Annotated in this window: 13 protein-coding genes; 6 read left to right on the forward strand and 7 right to left on the reverse strand. The window is 64.5% G+C overall.

Going from position 1 to position 17,720, the window contains the following annotated elements; all coding sequences use genetic code 11:
- Nucleotides 1–16 precede the first annotated feature (16 nt).
- Nucleotides 17–1,231: a bifunctional glutamate N-acetyltransferase/amino-acid acetyltransferase ArgJ gene (gene argJ / locus ACFVHU_RS08095; protein WP_388023828.1), complete on the reverse strand. Its 1,215-nt coding sequence runs from the start codon at nucleotides 1,229–1,231 to the stop codon at nucleotides 17–19.
- Complete coding sequence (gene argC / locus ACFVHU_RS08100) at nucleotides 1,228–2,259, reverse strand: N-acetyl-gamma-glutamyl-phosphate reductase (protein WP_388023830.1); 1,032 nt, start codon at nucleotides 2,257–2,259, stop codon at nucleotides 1,228–1,230. The genes argJ and argC overlap by 4 nt, the downstream gene beginning before the upstream one ends.
- A gap of 181 nt (nucleotides 2,260–2,440) precedes the next feature.
- On the opposite strand from argC, the gene ACFVHU_RS08105 reads away from it, so the two are divergent.
- The 4 genes from ACFVHU_RS08105 to ppk2 all read left to right on the forward strand — a co-directional run bounded on the left by ACFVHU_RS08105 (nucleotide 2,441) and on the right by ppk2 (nucleotide 9,964).
- Nucleotides 2,441–3,409: a quinone oxidoreductase gene (locus ACFVHU_RS08105; protein ID WP_181148893.1), complete on the forward strand. Its 969-nt coding sequence runs from the start codon at nucleotides 2,441–2,443 to the stop codon at nucleotides 3,407–3,409.
- A gap of 276 nt (nucleotides 3,410–3,685) precedes the next feature.
- On the forward strand, nucleotides 3,686–7,621 hold the full coding sequence (locus ACFVHU_RS08110; protein WP_388023833.1) for a Pls/PosA family non-ribosomal peptide synthetase: 3,936 nt from the start codon (nucleotides 3,686–3,688) through the stop codon (nucleotides 7,619–7,621).
- 13 nt (nucleotides 7,622–7,634) lie between these two features.
- Entirely contained in the window at nucleotides 7,635–8,936 is a 1,302-nt protein-coding gene (locus tag ACFVHU_RS08115) for a M1 family metallopeptidase (RefSeq protein ID WP_388023835.1), read from the forward strand.
- Nucleotides 8,937–9,067: 131 nt separating this feature from the next.
- Entirely contained in the window at nucleotides 9,068–9,964 is an 897-nt protein-coding gene (gene ppk2 / locus ACFVHU_RS08120) for a polyphosphate kinase 2 (protein ID WP_105658137.1), read from the forward strand.
- 22 nt (nucleotides 9,965–9,986) lie between these two features.
- Here the strand turns inward: ppk2 and ACFVHU_RS08125 are convergent, their stop codons facing one another.
- Nucleotides 9,987–10,667, reverse strand: a complete 681-nt coding sequence (locus ACFVHU_RS08125) for a 4'-phosphopantetheinyl transferase (protein WP_105658138.1) — start codon at nucleotides 10,665–10,667, stop codon at nucleotides 9,987–9,989.
- Nucleotides 10,667–12,181 (reverse strand): DUF5129 domain-containing protein, encoded by a 1,515-nt coding sequence (locus ACFVHU_RS08130; RefSeq protein ID WP_388023838.1) that lies wholly within the window; start codon nucleotides 12,179–12,181, stop codon nucleotides 10,667–10,669. Before ACFVHU_RS08130 ends, ACFVHU_RS08125 begins: the two co-directional genes overlap by 1 nt.
- Nucleotides 12,182–12,475: 294 nt before the next feature.
- Between ACFVHU_RS08130 and ACFVHU_RS08135 the strand changes: the two genes are divergently transcribed.
- Both ACFVHU_RS08135 and ACFVHU_RS08140 read left to right on the forward strand, forming a co-directional pair.
- Nucleotides 12,476–12,997, forward strand: coding sequence for a phosphoribosyltransferase (locus tag ACFVHU_RS08135; protein ID WP_105658140.1), 522 nt, complete (start codon nucleotides 12,476–12,478; stop codon nucleotides 12,995–12,997).
- A gap of 207 nt (nucleotides 12,998–13,204) precedes the next feature.
- The gene (locus ACFVHU_RS08140; RefSeq protein ID WP_388023841.1) at nucleotides 13,205–13,687 is read left to right on the forward strand and encodes a GNAT family N-acetyltransferase; all 483 of its coding nucleotides are present in this window, start codon (nucleotides 13,205–13,207) and stop codon (nucleotides 13,685–13,687) included.
- Here ACFVHU_RS08140 and ACFVHU_RS08145 read toward each other — a convergent pair.
- From ACFVHU_RS08145 to pheS, 3 genes are all read right to left on the reverse strand, one after another.
- Nucleotides 13,684–13,893: a hypothetical protein gene (locus ACFVHU_RS08145; RefSeq protein WP_388023843.1), complete on the reverse strand. Its 210-nt coding sequence runs from the start codon at nucleotides 13,891–13,893 to the stop codon at nucleotides 13,684–13,686. The two genes, ACFVHU_RS08140 and ACFVHU_RS08145, sit on opposite strands and share 4 nt — an antisense overlap.
- Nucleotides 13,894–14,045: 152 nt before the next feature.
- A complete protein-coding gene (gene pheT, locus ACFVHU_RS08150; RefSeq protein ID WP_388023845.1) occupies nucleotides 14,046–16,589 on the reverse strand; it encodes a phenylalanine--tRNA ligase subunit beta in 2,544 nt (847 codons plus the stop codon).
- A gap of 3 nt (nucleotides 16,590–16,592) precedes the next feature.
- The gene (pheS, locus tag ACFVHU_RS08155; RefSeq protein ID WP_105661889.1) at nucleotides 16,593–17,672 is read right to left on the reverse strand and encodes a phenylalanine--tRNA ligase subunit alpha; all 1,080 of its coding nucleotides are present in this window, start codon (nucleotides 17,670–17,672) and stop codon (nucleotides 16,593–16,595) included.
- Between the last annotated feature and the right edge of the window lie 48 nt (nucleotides 17,673–17,720).

The following is a 17,720-nucleotide window of genomic DNA, read 5'->3' on the forward strand; positions in this document are numbered from 1 at the left end:
TGTTCCTAGTTTCTGCCTAGCTGGAGTAGGCGGAGTTCTCGTGGACGTAGTCGTGGGTCAGGTCGTTGGTCAGCACGGTGGCTTGTTCGGTGCCCGCGTTCAGGTCGATCTCGATCAACACGTTGCGTTCTTCGAGCGAAACCAGGCTGCGGTCCTCGCCCACCCCGCCGTTCTTGCAGACCATCACGGAGTTGATCGACACGTTCAGCTCATCGGGTTCGAACGCGGCCTTGGTGGTGCCGACCTCGGAGAGCACCCGGCCCCAGTTCGGATCCTTGCCGAAGACCGCGGTCTTGACCAGGTTGGAGCGCGAGACGGCCTTGGATACTTCCAGGGCGTCGGCCTCGGTAGCGGCGTTGAAGGTGCGGATCGCGATGGTGTGCTCCGCTCCTTCGGCGTCCTCGATCAGCTTCGCGGCCAGCTCGCAGCAGGCGTCGGTCAGCGCCGCGGTGAACTCGGCCAAGTCCGGGGCGGCGCCCGAGGCGCCGGAGGCCAGCAGCAGCACGGTGTCGTTGGTGGACATGCAGCCATCGGAGTCCGCGCGGTCGAAGCTCATCGCGGTGGCGGCGCGCAGCGCGGCATCGGCCTGTGCGGAGGTCAGCACCGCATCGGTGGTGAGCACCACCAGCATGGTGGCCAGCGCCGGGGCGAGCATGCCCGCGCCCTTGGCCATGCCGCCGATGATGACCTGGCCGGAACCCGGCGCCCCGACAATGCGGGAAACCAGCTTCGGCACGGTGTCGGTGGTCATGATGCCCGCGGCGGCCGCATCGGCCGCGTTCTGGTCGTCGGCCAGCGCCCCGGCGGCGGCCTGGACCCCGGGCAGCAGCTTGTCCATGGGCAGCTGCATCCCGATCAGCCCGGTGGACGCCACGGCCACGTCGCCGGCGGAAACCGAGAGCAGCTGCGCGGCGTATTCGGCGGTCTTGTGGGTGTTCGCGAAGCCTTCGGCGCCGGTGCAGGCGTTGGCCCCGCCGGAGTTGAGCACCACGGCGTCGATGCGGCCATCGGCCAGCACCTGCTTGGACCAGTGCACCGGGGCGGCGGCCACGCGGTTGGAGGTGAACACGCCGGCGGCGGTGAACTGCGGGCCGAGGTTCTTGACCACGACCACGTCGTTCTTGCCGGTGGACTTCAGGCCTGCCGGGACGCCGGCGGCGGCGAAGCCTGCCGGTGCGGTGACCCCGGTGGCGGCAGCGGATGGGTGGGTGCTGGTGTAGGCGAGACTCACGGTGCAACTCCTTGCATGAGCAATCCGGTGTTTTCTTCCAGTCCCAGTGCGATGTTCATCGACTGGACCGCGGCACCTGCGGTGCCCTTGGTGAGATTATCCAGTGCGGCGGTGACGATCACGCGGTTGGCGTGGGTGTCGAAGGCCAGCTGCAGCTGGACGTGGTTCGATCCCAGCACCGCCCCGGTGGTCGGCCATTGGCCCTCGGGCAGCAGGTGCACGAAGAGCTCGTCGGCATAGGCCGCGGACCATGCTTCGCGCAGCTGCGCTTCGCTCACCTCGGGCTTGGCCTTGGCGGTGGCGGTGGTCAGGATGCCGCGCGGCATCGGGGCCAGGGTGGGGGTGAAGGACACGGTGACCGGTTCGCCGGCGAGCTGCGAGAAGCCCTGTTCCATTTCCGGGATGTGGCGGTGGGACCCGCCCACCCCGTAGGTGCTCATCGAGCCCATGGTTTCGCTGCCCAGCAGGTTGGGCTTCAGCGACTTGCCGGCACCCGAGGTGCCCGAGGCGGAGACGATGACCACGTCGTCGGCTTCCAGCAGGCCGGCGGCGAATCCCGGAGCCAGGGCCAGCTGCGCGCCGGTCGGGTAGCAGCCCGGGACGGCCACGCGCTTGGTGCCCACCAGCTTTTCGCGCGCACCGGGAAGTTCGGGCAGGCCGTAGGGCCAAAAGCCGGCATGCGCCGAGCCGTAGAATTTCTCCCAGGCTTCGGCGGATTCCAGCCGGTGGTCCGCGCCGGCGTCGATGACCAGGGTGGATTCGGGCAGCGCCGCGGCCACGGCGGCCGATGCGCCGTGCGGCAGTGCCAGGAACACGACGTCATGCCCGGCGAGGTTTTCCACGGTGGTGTCCAGCAGGACACGATCGGCGAGCGCATGCAGGTGCGGGGCGATCGAGCCGAGCCGCTGCCCGGCCTGCGAATGCGCGGTGATCGCGCCAATCTCTACTTCTGGGTGGGCCGCGAGGATGCGCAGGACCTCGCCACCGGCGTATCCACTGGCGCCGGAAACAGCTACTGAAATCGTCATGACCTGATTCTACCGCGAAATATTCATGCAGGCTAATAAATATTCATAAAATTATTCGTCACGTAACCCGACATCCGCCCCACGGTGCCCGCGCAGCGCTCCGAAGTCCTAAACTGGCCCTAGAGACCGTCCCGGCATCGCGTGCCGGGATCGAAACACGCAGCTTAAGGAGCGCGGCACTATGCAGCAGCAAGCCATTGTGGTTCACGAACCGACCGATGCCAGCGGGCTGGTCCCGGATCAGATCCCGGTCCCTGCCCCGGGCCCGGGCCAGCTGCTGGTGAAGGTCGCGGCCACCGGCGTGAACTTCATCGAAACCTACCAGCGCAGCGGCGTGTACACGGTGGACTACCCCTTCACCCCGGGCAGCGAATTCTCCGGCGTGGTGGAGCAGATCGGCGAGGGCGTGCAGAATTACCAGGTGGGCGACCGGGTGGCCACCGCCTCCGGCTCCCGGGGCTACGCCCAGTACGCGCTGGTGGAAGCCAAGCGCGCGGGCAAGGTGCCCGATGCGGTGAACCTTAGCATCGCCGCCGCGCTGCCGCTGCAGGGCATGACCGCGCACTACCTGGTGCATTCGAGCTACATGGTGCGCTCCGGCGATACCGTCTTGACCTACGCGGGCGCTGGCGGCGTGGGCCTGATCCTCACCCAGCTGCTCAAGCTCAAGGGCGCCACCGTGATCACCACCGCCTCCACGCAGGAAAAGAAGGACCTGGCCAAGGCGGCCGGAGCCGACTACGTGGTGGATTACGACCAGGTGGCGGACACCGTCGCGCAGGTCACCGGCGGCGCGGGCGTGCACGCGGTCTACGACGGCATCGGCAAGGACACGTTCGAGACCTCGCTGGCAGCCCTGCGCCGGCGCGGCACCCTGGTGCTCTTCGGCGGGGCCAGCGGCCAGGTCCCGGACTTCAACCTGCAGCGGCTGAACGCCGGCGGTTCGCTGAGCGTGACCCGGCCGAAGCTCGATGACTTCCTGGCCACCGAGCAGGAGCTGCACTGGCGCTTCGGCGATATCTTCGGCTGGGTAGCCACCGGGGACATCGATGTGCGCATCGGCGCCGAATTCCCGCTGGCCGAAGCCGCCGCGGCCCATGCCGCGCTGGAATCGCGCGCCACCACCGGCAAGGTCATCCTGGTTCCCTAGCGATGGCCGGGCACCGGCAACCTGGGCATGCCGGCGTCTGCCCCGAAAGCACCGGGGCGATGCCGGGCATCCACCGCGGCTCCTTGCTGCCGCCGGTCCGCAACAGTTGAGAGATGCATGACACTTCAATCAAATTTTTCCGCTCTTAACCCATAACACGCTTTAATGGTGACTGGAACCCTTGCGTTCCACCCCTCCAGGATCCACTTCACTTCTGGGACGCTCTCCCCCAGCGACCCATCTTGCACTCTTAGTGAAGGGACGGATCCGATCAGCATGGACAACGAACGAACTCCAGCGCCGGATGCACCAATCCATCCACCCCAGTTCCCCTCCGGAACCCTGGCGCCGGCTGCGCGCACCCTCATGGACATCCTGCAGGCCACCGCCCAGGCTCATCCCGATGCGCCGGCCATTGACGACGGCGAACGCGTAGAGAGCTACGCGGAGCTGCTCGAAGAGGTCAAGAACAAGGCCCGGCGGCTGCATGCCCAGGGCCTAGGCGCCGGCGACCGCATCGGCGTGCGCGTTGAATCGGGCACCCGGCACCTGTATGAATGGATCCTCGCGATCATGTGGGTTGGGGCCGCCTATGTCCCGGTCGATGCCGATGACCCCGACGAGCGCGCCAAGACCGTGTTCACCGAGGCCGAAGTCGCGGGCATCATCAAGGGACGCGATACCGTCGTGGCCGATAGCCAGCGCCCCAAGCCTTTTGCGAACCCGCGAATGCCTGGAATGGAAGATGACGCATGGATCATCTTCACTTCCGGTTCCACCGGCAAGCCCAAGGGCGTCGCGGTCACCCACCGTTCGGCAGCGGCCTTCGTGGATGCCGAAGCGAAGATGTTCCTGCCCGGCGATCCGCTGAACACCACCGACCGGGTGCTCGCCGGACTGTCCGTCGCCTTCGATGCCTCCTGCGAGGAAATGTGGATCGCCTGGCGCAACGGCTCCTGCCTGGTCCCGGCCCCGCGCGCCCTGGTGCGCAGCGGCATGGACCTGGGCCCGTGGCTGATTTCCCGTTCCATTACCGCCGTTTCGACCGTGCCCACCCTGGCGGCGCTGTGGCCGGCGCAGGCCCTGGACTCGGTGCGCCTGCTGATTTTCGGCGGCGAGGCCTGCCCGCCGGAACTGGCCGGGCGGCTAGCCACCGAAGGCCGCGAAGTCTGGAACACCTACGGACCGACCGAAGCGACCGTGGTAGCCTGCGGCGCCACCATGGACGGCAGCGTGCCGGTACGCATCGGCCTGCCGCTGGACGGTTGGGATCTGGCGGTGGTTGATACCGAGGGGATCCCGGTCGCCGAAGGGGAATCCGGGGAGCTGATCATCGGCGGCGTGGGACTGGCCCGCTACCTGGATCCGGAAAAGGATGCCGAGAAGTACGCGCCGATGCCCACCTTGGGCTGGGAGCGCGCCTACCGCTCGGGCGATATGGTCATCAATGACCCGCTGGGGCTGATCTTCATCGGCCGCGTGGATGACCAGGTGAAGATCGGCGGACGGCGTATCGAGCTGGGCGAAATCGACGCCGCGCTCAACTCGCTTCCCGAAGTTTCTTCCGCGGCGGTAGCGGTACGCGAGACCGCCACCGGCAACAAGGTCCTGGTCGGCTACCTGCAGGCAGCGGAAAACTATGATCTGGGTGCAGCGCGCACCCGCTTGCTTGCCGACCTGCCAGCGCCGATGGTGCCGATCCTGGCGGTGATGGGCAGCCTGCCGATGAAGACCAGCGGCAAGGTGGACCGCAATGCGCTGCCGTGGCCGTTGCCGGGCGCCGAACTGGCTGCCGAGGGCTCCGGCCTGCCCGAACTCGATGAGACCGGGCAGTTTCTTGCCGAAGCTTGGCGCGGCGCGCTGGGCGCTTCGGCCGCCGGCCTGGACGCCGATTTCTTCGCTTCCGGTGGCGGGTCGCTGGCCGCGGCCCAGCTGGTTTCGGCACTGCGTGCCCGCTACCCGGACCTGACCGTCGCGCAGCTCTACGACTACCCGCGTTTTGGCGCACTGCTCGAATACCTCGGCGGCCAGCAGCCATCCGCGACGCCGGCGCAGCCGCGCACGGTCGAACGCACCCAGCGGGGAACCCAATGGGCGCAGTCCCTGGCCGCCGGGCCGCTGTTCATCCTCTCGGGCCTGCGCTGGTTCACCTACCTCATGCTCGGACACCTGTTGCTGGTGTTCCTCGGTGTTTTCGAGGCGCACCTGCCGACCCCGTGGTACGTGCTTGCCGGCCTCTGGCTGGTCTTCGTGACCCCGGTAGGGCGCATGGGCCTGTCCATCGCGGCCACGAAGCTCTTGCTCCGCGACTTGAAGCCGGGGACCTACCCCCGCTCGGGTTCGGTGCACCTGCGCCTCTGGCTGGCCCAGCACATCGCCGATGTGGTCGATCCGGTGTCCCTGGCGTCCGCTCCGCTGCTGCCTTGGTATGCGCGGATGCTCGGTGCGCAGATCGACCGCACCGCGACCATGCACACCCTGCCACCGGTCACCGGCATGCTGCGAGTCGGCCCCGGAGCCTCCATCGAGCCCGAGGTGGATATCTCGGGCTACTGGATCGACGGGGACAAGCTGCACGTGGGCACCATTGAGATCGGCGCCCACGCCTCCATCGGCGCCCGCAGCACCCTGGCCCCCGGGGCAGCTATCGGTGCGCACACCATCGTTGAAGCGGGATCCGCGGTCTACGGCCAGGCCCGCAGCCATTCCCGCTATGCCGGTTCGCCGGCGCAGCGCGAAGGCAAGGCCAAGCCGAAGTGGCCAACGCAGGAACCGGAGCACAAGGCGCTGCCCCGTATTCTGGGCGGCATCGGTTCCATGGCGTTGAACCTCGCACAGTGGCTTCCGGTGATTGCCGCGTTGCTGGCCATAGCCCCGGTACTTGGCAGCGCGCAATCGCTGGCCGGGATCGGCTGGCGGTTCATTCCGGCCGTGCTGCTGGGCGCCACCGTGTGGTTCCTGGCCACCATGGTGCTGACCATCGCCATTGTCCGCCTGCTTTCCATCGGCCTGGCAGAGGGGTGGCATCCAGTCACTTCCCGCGTTGGCTGGCAGGCCTGGGCTACCGAACGCGTCTTGGATACCGCCCGCGACCTGCTCTTCCCGCTCTACGCCTCGCTCTTCACCCCGATCTGGCTGCGCCTGCTCGGTGCCAAGGTGGGCCGCGATGTGGAGATCTCCACGGTGCTGCTGATTCCGAAGATGACCACCATTTCCTCGGGTGCGTTCCTGGCCGATGACACCATGGTTGCTTCCTATGAGCTCGGTGGCGGCTGGATGCACATTGCCCCGGTTCGCGTGGGCAAGAAGGCCTTCCTGGGCAACTCCGGCATCCTGCATGCCGGGCGCCGGGTGCCCAAGCGCTCGCTGATCGCGGTGCTGTCGGCCACGCCGAAGAAGATGAAGGCCGGCACCTCGTGGATCGGCTCGCCCCCGCACAAGCTGCGCCGCACCACCGTGGAAGGCGAATCGGATCTGACCTACCGCCCAACCCTGAAGCTCAAGGCGATGCGGGCGGGGTGGGAGCTGACCCGTGGCCTCGCGGTGTTCACCACTGTCGGAATTGCCGGCGGCGTGCTTTGGGCGCTGTCCGCCTTGACCACCTACTTCAACCCGCTGGTCGCGATCCTGCTTTCCGGCGCGGTGCTGGTCCTGGCCGGAGCAGTCGCCGCCTTGGTGGCGGTCGCCGCCAAGTGGCTGGTGGTTGGCGTGATTCGCCCGGGCGAGCACGCATTGTGGAGTTCCTTCATATGGCGCACCGAAATGGTGGATTCCTTCACCGAGCTGGTCTGCGCCCAATGGTTCGCCCGTTTGGCTTCGGGCACCCCGGCCTTGGTCTGGTTCCTGCGCGCGCAGGGGGCAAAGATCGGCCATGGCGTGTGGTGCGAGAGCTACTGGTTCCCGGAAGCGGACCTGGTGACATTGGAAGACCACGCCACGGTGAACCGCGGCAGTGTCCTGCAAACCCACCTGTTCCACGACCGGATCATGTCCATCGACGCGGTGTCCCTGGGCGCCGGGGCAACGCTCGGCCCGCACAGCGTCATCCTGCCCGCCGCGCGGATCTCCGAAGGCACCACCACCGGGCCAGCCAGCCTGGTGCTGCGCGGCGAGGTGCTTCCGGCAAATACCTACTGGCGCGGTAATCCGGCGGTACGCTGGAACATCGAACCCGAGACCAAAGCCGAGCAACCGGCTGACCAACAAGCCTGAGGATTCCCCGCCGATGCCCCACCGCATACTCGATGAGTACACCAAGCACCATGGGTCCCCGACGTACACGGTGGAGCACTATGACCTGTCGTTGGTCATCAAGCTCGCCAGCAACCTGCTTGATGGCCGGGCCATGCTGCGCATCCGCGCCTTGGAGGATATCAATGAGGTCGCGTTGAACCTCAGCGGATTGAAGATCGTCAAGGCCACCTGCCAGGGGCGCAAGGTGCCGGTGGCCAAGAAGCACCACCGGATGGTCGTTTCCCTGCCAGCAATGGTGAAAGCCGGCGAGCGGGTGGAGCTGAACCTGCGCTATGCCGGCAGCCCGCAGGCAGAAAACGGGCTGTGGGGCGAGCTTGGCTGGGAAGAGCTCACCGATGGCATCCTGGTCTCCGGCCAGCCAGTAGGCGCCTCGACTTGGTACCCGTGCAACGACCACCCCAGCCACAAGTCCAGCTACCGCTTCGAGATCTCGGCGGATGCCGGCTACCGCGTCGTGGCCAATGGCCAGCTGGTGGACCATCGCCGTTCGGCCAGCCGCGAGACGTGGGTCTACGAGCAGCGTGAGCCGATGGCCAGCTACCTCGCCACCGTGCAGATCGGCCGTTATAGCCAGATTCCTTTCGATGAAGGCGGCCACCTGGTGGCCTACTCGGTTCCGGGAACCGAGGTGCCGGTGCGCGGCGCGTTCGCGAAGCAGACGGCGATGGCTGAGCTGTTCGAGCGGAAATTCGGCCCGTACCCGTTCGAGAGCTACAAGATCGTCGTGGTCGATGACGAACTGGAGATCCCGCTCGAAGCCCAGGGCCTGAGCATCTTCGGCAAGAACCACTTGTCGCTGCAGTGGGAAGCCCAGCGCCTGATCGCCCACGAGTTCGCGCACCAGTGGTTCGGCAACTCCCTGACTCCGGGGCGCTGGAAGGATATCTGGCTCAACGAGGGTTTCGCTTGCTTCAGCGAATGGGTGTACTCCGAAAAAGCCCAGGTGATGGCGTTGGACGAGCGTGCCCGCCACGCGTGGGCCATGCTCGAAGGCTTGCCGCAGGACATCATGGTCGGGGACCCCGGGCCCCACGACATGTTCGATGACCGGGTGTACAAGCGCGGAGCGCTGGCCCTGTATGCTCTGATGCGGCGGCTGGGCGAAACGGACTTCTACACGATGCTTCGCCAATGGACCGCCACGCATCAGCATTCGACGGTGAGCACGCAGGAATTCGCTGACCTATTGGGCCACTACGCACCGGCGGAAGAGATCCAGGACATCCTGGACGCATGGCTGTTTTCCGAGGCGCTTCCGCCCTTCCCTGCCTGATCGGCGCACGGTGCCATGATGTTCCGGCCATGTCCGCAGGGCTGTTGTCCTTCATCACAAACAACCCTCTGGCTTGGTCTTGTTCAGCATTTGTTCACAAGCTGTTCACCGGATGGCTCTACGGTCATTGCATGACTGTAGAGATCCCCCTGCTCGATGAAGCCTTCCAGGGCTATTCCGTCCTCGATAACGACGATGACGATCCGGTGCTCGTCCGCGCCGATGGAAGCATCGTCGATACCTGGCGGGAGAACTACCCGTATTTCCAGAAACTGGATCGCGCCACCTACGAGGCTGAAAAGCGGGCACTGCAGATCGAGCTGCTGAAACTGCAGAAATGGGCGAAAGCCCATGGCCGCCGGATCATGATCGTTTTCGAAGGCCGCGATGCTGCCGGCAAAGGCGGCACGATCAAGCGTTTCACCGAACACCTGAACCCGCGTGGCGCCCGCGTGGTGGCCTTGGAAAAGCCGAGCGAGCGCGAGTCCACCCAGTGGTACTACCAGCGCTATGTGCAGCATTTCCCCTCGGCGGGCGAGATCGTGCTCTTCGACCGCTCCTGGTACAACCGTGCCGGCGTCGAACGCGTGATGGGATTTTGCACCGAAACCCAGGTGGACCACTTCCTGGAGCAGACTCCCGCCTTCGAGAAGATGGTCGTCGACGAGGGCATCGACCTGGTGAAGTTCTGGTTCTCGGTGTCCGCCAGCGAGCAGCTGACCCGATTCACCATCCGCCGCATCGATCCGGTGCGCCAGTGGAAGCTCTCGCCCATGGATCTCGAGTCCCTGGATAAGTGGGAAAAGTACACCCAAGCCAAAAAGGAAATGTTCCTCAAGACCGATACGGAGCATGCACCGTGGACCGTGGTGAAGTCCAACGACAAGAAGCGCGCCCGGTTGCAGGCGATGCGCCACGTGCTGAACCTTTTCGAGTACAAGGGCAAGGACCACCACCTGGTAGGCTCCCCCGATCCGAAAATCGTGGGCCGCGCGGCCAAGGTGATTACCCACGGCGAAGAATTCTAGATCCGTTCCCGGTGCACCGCTGCTAGGGAACGATGACGCAGGTCCCCAGCAGCCCTTGGCCGCGCGGTCCTTCGGCGATCCAGCGACCGCTCATCGATGCGAGAGCATGCTGCGCGGCAACCGGTCCCGTAGCCCGGATTCCGGCGTGGAAACGGTGGGACTGCGCATCGACGCGAATCTCGCATTCCAGGAAATCCAGCCACTGCCTGGTCAGTGGGAACCACGCCTTGAAGATGCTTTCCTTGGCGCTGAAAATCAGCCGGTCCCAGGCGATGCCCGGATGGTGCGCCGATAGCTCGGCGGCCATCACCTGCTCTTCGGGAAGCAAGATGATGTCGAGGATTTCTGCCGGCAGCGGAGCATGCAGTTCGGCGTCGATGCCAAGGCCGCGAATATCGCTGGTGGAGGCTACTGCCGCTGCACGGAAGCCAGCGCAATGGGTCATGCTCCCCACCACGCCAGCTGGCCAGATCGGTGCCCGTTTTTGATCTGGAACCAAGGCAACGCCCGCATAGCCCAGTTGTGCCAGCGCTCGGCGAGCGCAGACACGGACAGTACGGAATTCCTGCTGCCGCTCAGGCACCGCCTCGGCGATGTACCGTTCTTCTTCCCCGTAGGATCGGCCGTCTTCCAGCTCGGTACGCGACTGGACCACATGTACCGAAGACGGCAGCAGCTCTGCGAAGATATCGTTGCCTTCCATCAGAAGCGCGAAGATCCGCCAGCGCCGGAGAAGCTTCCGCCACCAGAGTATCCGCCGGAGACTCCGCCCGACGAGCTCGCTGCTTCACGCGACTCAGCCACTGCGCTGACGCCCGCGGAATATCCGTGGTGGTAGCCACCCACGCGCCAATACATCGATGCGGGATTCAAAACGTCCAGGATGGTGCCGGAACGGCCGTCATATGCCCCGGATTCGTAGCGGGATTTCTTCAATGCCGATTGCATGTCGGCCTTCTCTTCGGCACTTTCCGCATACACTTCGATTTGAGCTTGGGCGAAGACATCCAGCTTTTCGGTCAATTCGGCACGCAACTCCGATAATCCATCGAGCGCTTGATCCACCGTGATCGATTCTTTCTTCAGCTGCACTGACAATTCGCCGAGCTGCGTGGTTGCCATTTCCCGGTAGGAAGCCAAGGCGGCCGCGCTGCCCATCAGTTCCGGCTCTACGTCGTTGAGCAACTCCCTGATCTCGTCGAGGTCCTCTTCTAGCGGCTCGGTCTGTGCATGCCACGCCTCTTCCCAGGATGCTGAACGGGTATAAAGCGCCGCCGCGGCAATGATGGCGTCATCGGTCAGGTCCAGGGACTGCGCTGTTTCGCGGAATTCCTTGGCGAAGCGAACGCCTTCGGAGCCGGACCGCTCCTTCTTGCCCGAGTCTTCCAGTGCCTGCTGCGCTGCAAAACAAGCACGGTATTTGGCCATGAACTTGGTGAAGCGCTGCTCCAGCTCGGCTGCATGCCCTGAAGCCGACGGCAGCGTACGAGCCGCCAATTCGGTTTCTTCCAGATCCATCGTGACGTTGGTCAGGTGCAAGGTCCCCTGATGCAGTTCTTCCGCGAAAGTTTTCCGACGCGTTGACCGAGTGTGCAGTGCGACGCCGCCGATAATGGCAGCCACGAGGCCTACGACGCCCGTGGATATCCACAAGGCCGGGTGCTGGTACCAGGGCCGATTCATGATCACGGCCGCCTGATCGGCTACCGCAATGACGCCGTCGGTCCACCGGGATAGATTGAAGTCGTCGTAGCCGGCTTCGTGGATGCTCTCCATGGAGCTCTCTGAGACCTTGCGGTCTTCGCCGAAGTACGTGCCGATCTGTCCATCTCCTTCTCCTTCGATGGACAAGGTGATGATGAACAGGCCGTCGGCCCAGTAGTCGCCATAGTCTTCGGGCTTCCCTGATATCCATTCCGGATGGGATGACTTGGCGTATTCCAGCGTCTTGGTGTTGATGTCATCGGAGTATTCTCCGTTGCGGGCGTAGATTGCCACGTCCGTGGGCTCGTTGAAATCGAGCTCGTCCAGTGCATCACGCAGCCGCTGCTCATTGAGCTTGCCGGTGGAATCCTCGATGGTGACCGATTCCAGGTTCTGCCCGGCAACGACCTGCACACCGGTGGCAGCTTGCGCGGCAGGCAGGGCGCCAGCCAGCCCCAAGGAAAGTGCCGCTGCGGTACCGGCTATTCGAATGCTCCGGGTTCGTGGGCCCACGATGCGTCTCCTTCTTTCGAGTTTCAGGTTATCTCCGGCTGATGGCCTTTCTCCTATCCTAGCGAGCCGGGGTGTGGCATCGATCATCCTTAAGACGGCTTTCGGCGCATTGGGGCCGCAACGCGCTTGTTCCAACCGGGATTCGCCGAAAAGTGATGGATTCCTCAAGCAGGTGCATTGCATGCCTATTCATGCCTAATCAACGGATGGGAATCCTCCGGGCATGGGAGGAAAAAATGATCGATTGGTTTGAACTGGACAGCACCGCACCAAATTCGGGGCTAAAATTGCAGAATGACTAGCATTGACGATTCCGGGGCATCCGTCCTTTCAGAACCAGAGCGCGAGATCCTCACTTGGGACACCTTCGGTGAAGCTTCCCGCGAACTGGCACAGACCATTGTCGACGACGGCTTCGAGCCGGACATCGTTCTGGCAGTAGCACGAGGCGGCCTGCTGCTGGCCGGCTCGATTTCCTACGCTCTGGGCGTCAAGGCCTGCGGTGCGCTGAACGTGGAGTTCTACACCGGCATCGGCACCGTCCTGCCGGAGCCAGTGGTTCTTCCTCCAATGCTGGACGATGGCCACCTGCGCGACAAGAAGATCCTGATCGTTGACGATGTCTCCGACTCCGGCCGCACCCTTGAAAAGGTTGTCGATCTGGTGTCCGCCTGGGGCGCCGAGGTCAAGACCGTCTGCCTGTACACCAAGCCACGCACCATCATGGTCCCGGATTACGAATGGCGCCGCACCGACAAGTGGATTACCTTCCCATGGTCGGATCTGCCACCAGTTACCGCTGGCGCAGCCAAGTAAAGTATTTGAATTTCAGCAGGGAACGGCGAGCTTTCGCCGTTCCCTGCTTTTGTTTTGAAGCTACTGCCGCGGGCGCAAGTCCAGGCTGAATCCGGGGCATTGCGGAAAGTCCCCGGTGAAGTCGGCTTCCATCCCGAAGGACTCGTAGAAGAACTACGGCCAATGAAACAAGTTTGCGCGCGCTTCGTTCCCGCATAGGCTGAACCCATGGGTCCTTCACTGCTGCTAACGCCAATGACCGAGGCGGATGCAGATTTCGTTGCGCGCCTGGCTGCAGACGAACGCGTCATGGCCCATGTCGGCGACGGAAGCACCTGGAGCCCGGAGCACACCGCGCAACGCGTGGAACATGCCCTGAGCAGTCCGGAGATCTCCTGGTTTATCGCGCGCCGCCAGAATTCTCCGGTTGGACTTTTCACCGCTACCGAACGCAGGCATGCCACCGAAATCGGCTATTGGATCGCCCCGGAATGCTGGGGCCAAGGCTTGGCGAAGGCAATAGTCAGCGAGGGGCTCGCGCAATTGCAGGAAACCGGTCGAAGCGCATTTATCGCTCGTGCCGATGCCTCGAATATCGCCTCGCTGAAAGTGCTTGCCCGTTACGGGTTCATCGCGCAGGCGAAGGAAGGCCCTGGGCTCATAACGCTGACACGGGTTCTTCCCACTGTACCGGTGCCGCCAGCCAGCTAGGGCGTGTAGGTTTCCGATGGGCGGAACCTATCGGGTGCTTCTTCCTCGACCGTAGCGCTCGGGGTCGCCGGTTCTTCGAGGTGGGTTCCGGCGCCACGCTGGATAAACAGCACCGCTGCCCAGCCTGCCGCGATGAGGACGGCAACGGCCAGGATCCCGAGGAAGAACACCAGCAGCACAGCACCGCATGAACGCAATCCCTTCACTTCAAGCCTCTTCCCTCATCTAGTCGCATTGTCGGGATATCCAGATCAAGTGTAGTCCTCAACCTGTCCAACCCGGGCATGGCGACAAAGCAAAATGCCCTGCCGCTTCCCGATCATCAGGAGAGCAGCAGGGCATCTGGCAGGCCAAAAGCCTAGCGCTGGGAAGCGCCGAACTTCTCGATAGCCGCAGCCACCGCGGCGGCACGAGCCTCGGACGCCTCGTCGGCGGTCAGGGTGCGGTCGGCGGCACGGAACCTCAGGCCGAAGGCCAACGACTTCTTGCCGTCTTCGATGCCCTGGCCCTGGTACACGTCGAACAGCGCGATGTCTTCGAGCAGTTCACCGGCGCCTTCGCGAAGGGCGGCAAGCACATCTCCAGCCACGACGTCCTGGTCGACAACCAAGGCCACGTCCTGGGTAGCCAGCGGCTGGGCGGACAGGTGCTGCTGGGCAACAACCACTGCAGGTGCAGCAGCCATCAGTGCGGCAGCATTCAGTTCCATGGCCACGGTACGTGCTGGCAGGTCCTGGTCCTTGAGCAGCTGCGGGTGCAGTTCACCGGCGTAGCCAACGACCTGCCCGGAAACCTTCAGTACTGCAACACGGCCCGGGTGGAAGGCCTGGTGGCTGCCCTGGGCAACCTCAAGCTCAACGCCGAGGACATCTGCCGCGCAGTGCGCCGCATCCAGCGCGTCGGCCCAGTCCCAAGCACGCGGTGCGAAGCCGGCCGCAGCCGATGCTTCGCGGCCGGTGAGAACCGCGGCCAGGTGCCATGGCTGGTCAGGGACGCCGTTGAGCAGCTCGGCCAGGACCTCATCGCTTGGCTTTTCACCTAGCGGAGGCAGAACCGAGGAGCCCAGCTGCGTACCTGGCAGGAAGACGAGGCCTCCTTCATACAGCGCCAGGTCGCGGAAACCACGGCCGATGTTGCGGCGAGCGGTTTCCAGCAAGCCCGGCAGCAGCGAGGTGCGCAGGAAGCGGAATTCCTTGGAAATCGGGTTGGCCAGCGAAATGGCCTTGACCTCGGTACCGGATTGCGCAGCACCAAAGGTGCTGTTCTGCGCTTCGGAAACGAACGGGTAGTTCAAGACCTCAGTCAGCCCTGCATCTGCCAAGCCCTGCAGCAGGCGGCGGCGCTGGGACTGGGCGCGGGTCAGGCCACGGCCCGGAGGGGCCACAGGCAAGGTCGCCGGGATCTTGTCATAGCCGACTACACGGGCTACTTCCTCGACCAGGTCTTCCTTGATGTCCAAATCCGGGCGCCAGCTTGGTGCGGTGACCAGGAAGCCCTCGGCGTTCTGCTCAACGCTCGCGCCGATGCCTTCCAGCGCGGTGATGGTCTGCTCATCGGTGTAGTCCACGCCGATCAGGGCTCCAGCGAAACCTGCCGGCAGCTGGATCTGGGTGTCGGCAGGAATCTGTCCCGCGTCGGTGGCCTTGGCGGTTTCGGTGCCGCCGGCCAGCTGCACCAGCAGGTCCACGGCACGCTGGGCCGCGATCTGCATGATGCGTGGGTCCACGCCGCGCTCGAAGCGCTTGGAGGCTTCGGAAGGCAGCTTGTGGCGACGGCGCGAACGGCCGATGGACACGGTGTCGAAGTGCGCGGCTTCGATCAGCACGCGGCTGGTCGAATCCGAGACCTCGGTGGCCGCGCCGCCCATGACGCCGGCAATGCCAATGGCGCCGGACTCATCGGTGATCAGCAGGTCCTCGACCGACAGCTCGCGTTCCTTGGCATCCAAGGTCACCAGCTTTTCGCCGGCGTTGGCGCGGCGCACGGTAATCGCACCGGCCAGCTTGTCAGCATCGTAGAAGTGCAGTGGAGCGCCGAGTTCCAGCATGACGTAGTTGGAGATATCGACTACCAGCGAGATCGAGCGCATGCCGGCCAGCTGCAGGCGCGAAGCCATCCAGCGCGGGGTCGGGAGGCTCGGGTTGATGCCGGTGACCTCGCGGGTCACGAAGCGGGTGCAGCCCGGTACGCCGTAGATCGGCGCTTCGTCGCGGAGCACTACTTCATGGCCGGCTTCGGTGGTTTCCGAAACGGTCACGATCGATGCGGGATCGGTGAAGGAGGTGCCGGTGGCCAGCGCGTATTCGCGCGCTACGCCGCGGATCGAGAAGCAGTAGCCGCGGTCCGGGGTCACGTTGATCTCCGCCGCCTGGTCATCCAGGCCGAAGAGCTCGAAGACGTCGGTGCCCAGTTCCGGGTCCAGGCCCAGCTTGGACAGGACCATGATGCCGTCGTGGTCTTCGCCGATGCCCAGCTCGCGGGAGGAAGCGATCATGCCCGCCGAGGTGTGGCCGTAGGTCTTGCGCGGCGAGATCTTGAAGTCCCCTGGCAGCACGGCGCCGGGCAGGGTGACAAGGACCTTGTCGCCTTCCACGAAGTTGTGCGCACCGCACACGATCCCCTGCACGCCCGAGGGGTCGATGCCCTTGCCGGTCAGGGTCTGCTCGGCGCCTTCTGGAACCACGCGAACCTGGCACCAGTTGATGGTCTTGCCATTGGAGGCAACTTCCTTTTCCAGGGAAATCACCTGGCCGACCACGATGGGGCCCGAGAGCTCATCGCTTGGACGGTGGACATCTTCTTCTTCGAGGCCGACCTTGACCAGGTCTGCCATGACGTCTTCAGCCGATGCGTCGGCTGGTACCTGCGCGTACTCGCGCAGCCAAGATAGTGGAATACGCATTGCTTAGATCTCCATCCCGAAGTGCTGGCTGAAACGGATGTCGCCCTCGATCATGTCGTGCATGTCTGGGACATCGTTGCGGAACATGAGCGTGCGCTCGATGCCCATGCCGAAGGCGAAGCCGGAGTACTCTTCGGGATCAATGCCAGCTGCGCGCAGCACGTTCGGGTTGATCATGCCGCAGCCACCCCACTCGATCCAGCGCGGTCCGCCCTTGGCACCTGGGTGCCAGATGTCCAGCTCTGCCGATGGCTCGGTGAACGGGAAGTAGGCAGGGCGCAGACGGATCTGCGCTTCGGCACCGAACATCTGCCGGGCGAAGTGCTCCAGGGTGCCGCGCAGGTCGGCCATGGTCAGGCCCTTGTCCACGGCCAGGCCTTCGAACTGGTGGAAAACCGGGGTGTGGGTGGCATCGAGCTCATCGGTGCGGAAGGTGCGCCCAGGGCACAGCACGTAGACCGGCACATCGCGCTCGAGCATCGAGCGGACCTGCACCGGGGAGGTGTGGGTACGCAGCACCAGGTGCGCGTCGGCAGGCTCCACGAAGAAGGTGTCCTGCATTTCGCGGGCAGGATGATCCGGCTTGAAGTTCAGCGCGTCGAAGTTGAACCATTCGGATTCGACTTCCGGGCCCTCGGCGATTTCCCAGCCCATGCCGACGAAGATGTCGGATACACGGTCCTGCAGGACCGAAAGCGGGTGGCGGGCGCCAACGCTGCGGCGGCGGGCGGCGGCGGTGACATCCACGGTTTCTTCGACCAGGATGCGGGCGGCTTCGGCTTCTTCGAGCACGGTGGTGCGGGCAGCCAGGGCCTTGTTGACCCGTCCGCGGGCACCGCCGACCAGCTTGCCGGCAACAGCCTTCTGGGTCTTGTCCAGCTTGCCGATCTGGCGGTTGGCCAGGGACAGCGCGGACTTCTCGCCGGTGTGGGCCAGGCGCGCTTCCTTCAGCTCGTTCAGGTCGCCAGCGGCCTGGATGGCTGCCAGGGCGGCGTCTACCGCGCCCTGGATGCCGGCTTCATCGGTTGGGTGCGGAACATTGGACTCCCCGACAGGAGCTTGTTCAGTTGTCTGATCAGACATGGGATCGATCGATCCTTACTCTTATCTTGTACTTACGCGTAGAACACT

It is taken from the genome of Glutamicibacter sp. NPDC127525 (assembly GCF_042672105.1).
Taxonomy (GTDB): Bacteria; Actinomycetota; Actinomycetes; order Actinomycetales; family Micrococcaceae; genus Glutamicibacter.

Coding starts and splice junctions, on each gene's coding strand:
- ACFVHU_RS08125 (WP_105658138.1), bottom strand. CDS start 10,667: ATGGAAGGCAACGATATCTTCGCAGAGCTGCTGCCGTCTTCGGTACAT.
- ACFVHU_RS08110 (WP_388023833.1), top strand. CDS start 3,686: ATGGACAACGAACGAACTCCAGCGCCGGATGCACCAATCCATCCACCC.
- ACFVHU_RS08135 (WP_105658140.1), top strand. CDS start 12,476: ATGACTAGCATTGACGATTCCGGGGCATCCGTCCTTTCAGAACCAGAG.
- ppk2 (WP_105658137.1), top strand. CDS start 9,068: ATGACTGTAGAGATCCCCCTGCTCGATGAAGCCTTCCAGGGCTATTCC.
- argC (WP_388023830.1), bottom strand. CDS start 2,259: ATGACGATTTCAGTAGCTGTTTCCGGCGCCAGTGGATACGCCGGTGGC.
- ACFVHU_RS08105 (WP_181148893.1), top strand. CDS start 2,441: ATGCAGCAGCAAGCCATTGTGGTTCACGAACCGACCGATGCCAGCGGG.
- pheT (WP_388023845.1), bottom strand. CDS start 16,589: ATGCGTATTCCACTATCTTGGCTGCGCGAGTACGCGCAGGTACCAGCC.
- ACFVHU_RS08115 (WP_388023835.1), top strand. CDS start 7,635: ATGCCCCACCGCATACTCGATGAGTACACCAAGCACCATGGGTCCCCG.
- pheS (WP_105661889.1), bottom strand. CDS start 17,672: ATGTCTGATCAGACAACTGAACAAGCTCCTGTCGGGGAGTCCAATGTT.
- ACFVHU_RS08140 (WP_388023841.1), top strand. CDS start 13,205: ATGGGTCCTTCACTGCTGCTAACGCCAATGACCGAGGCGGATGCAGAT.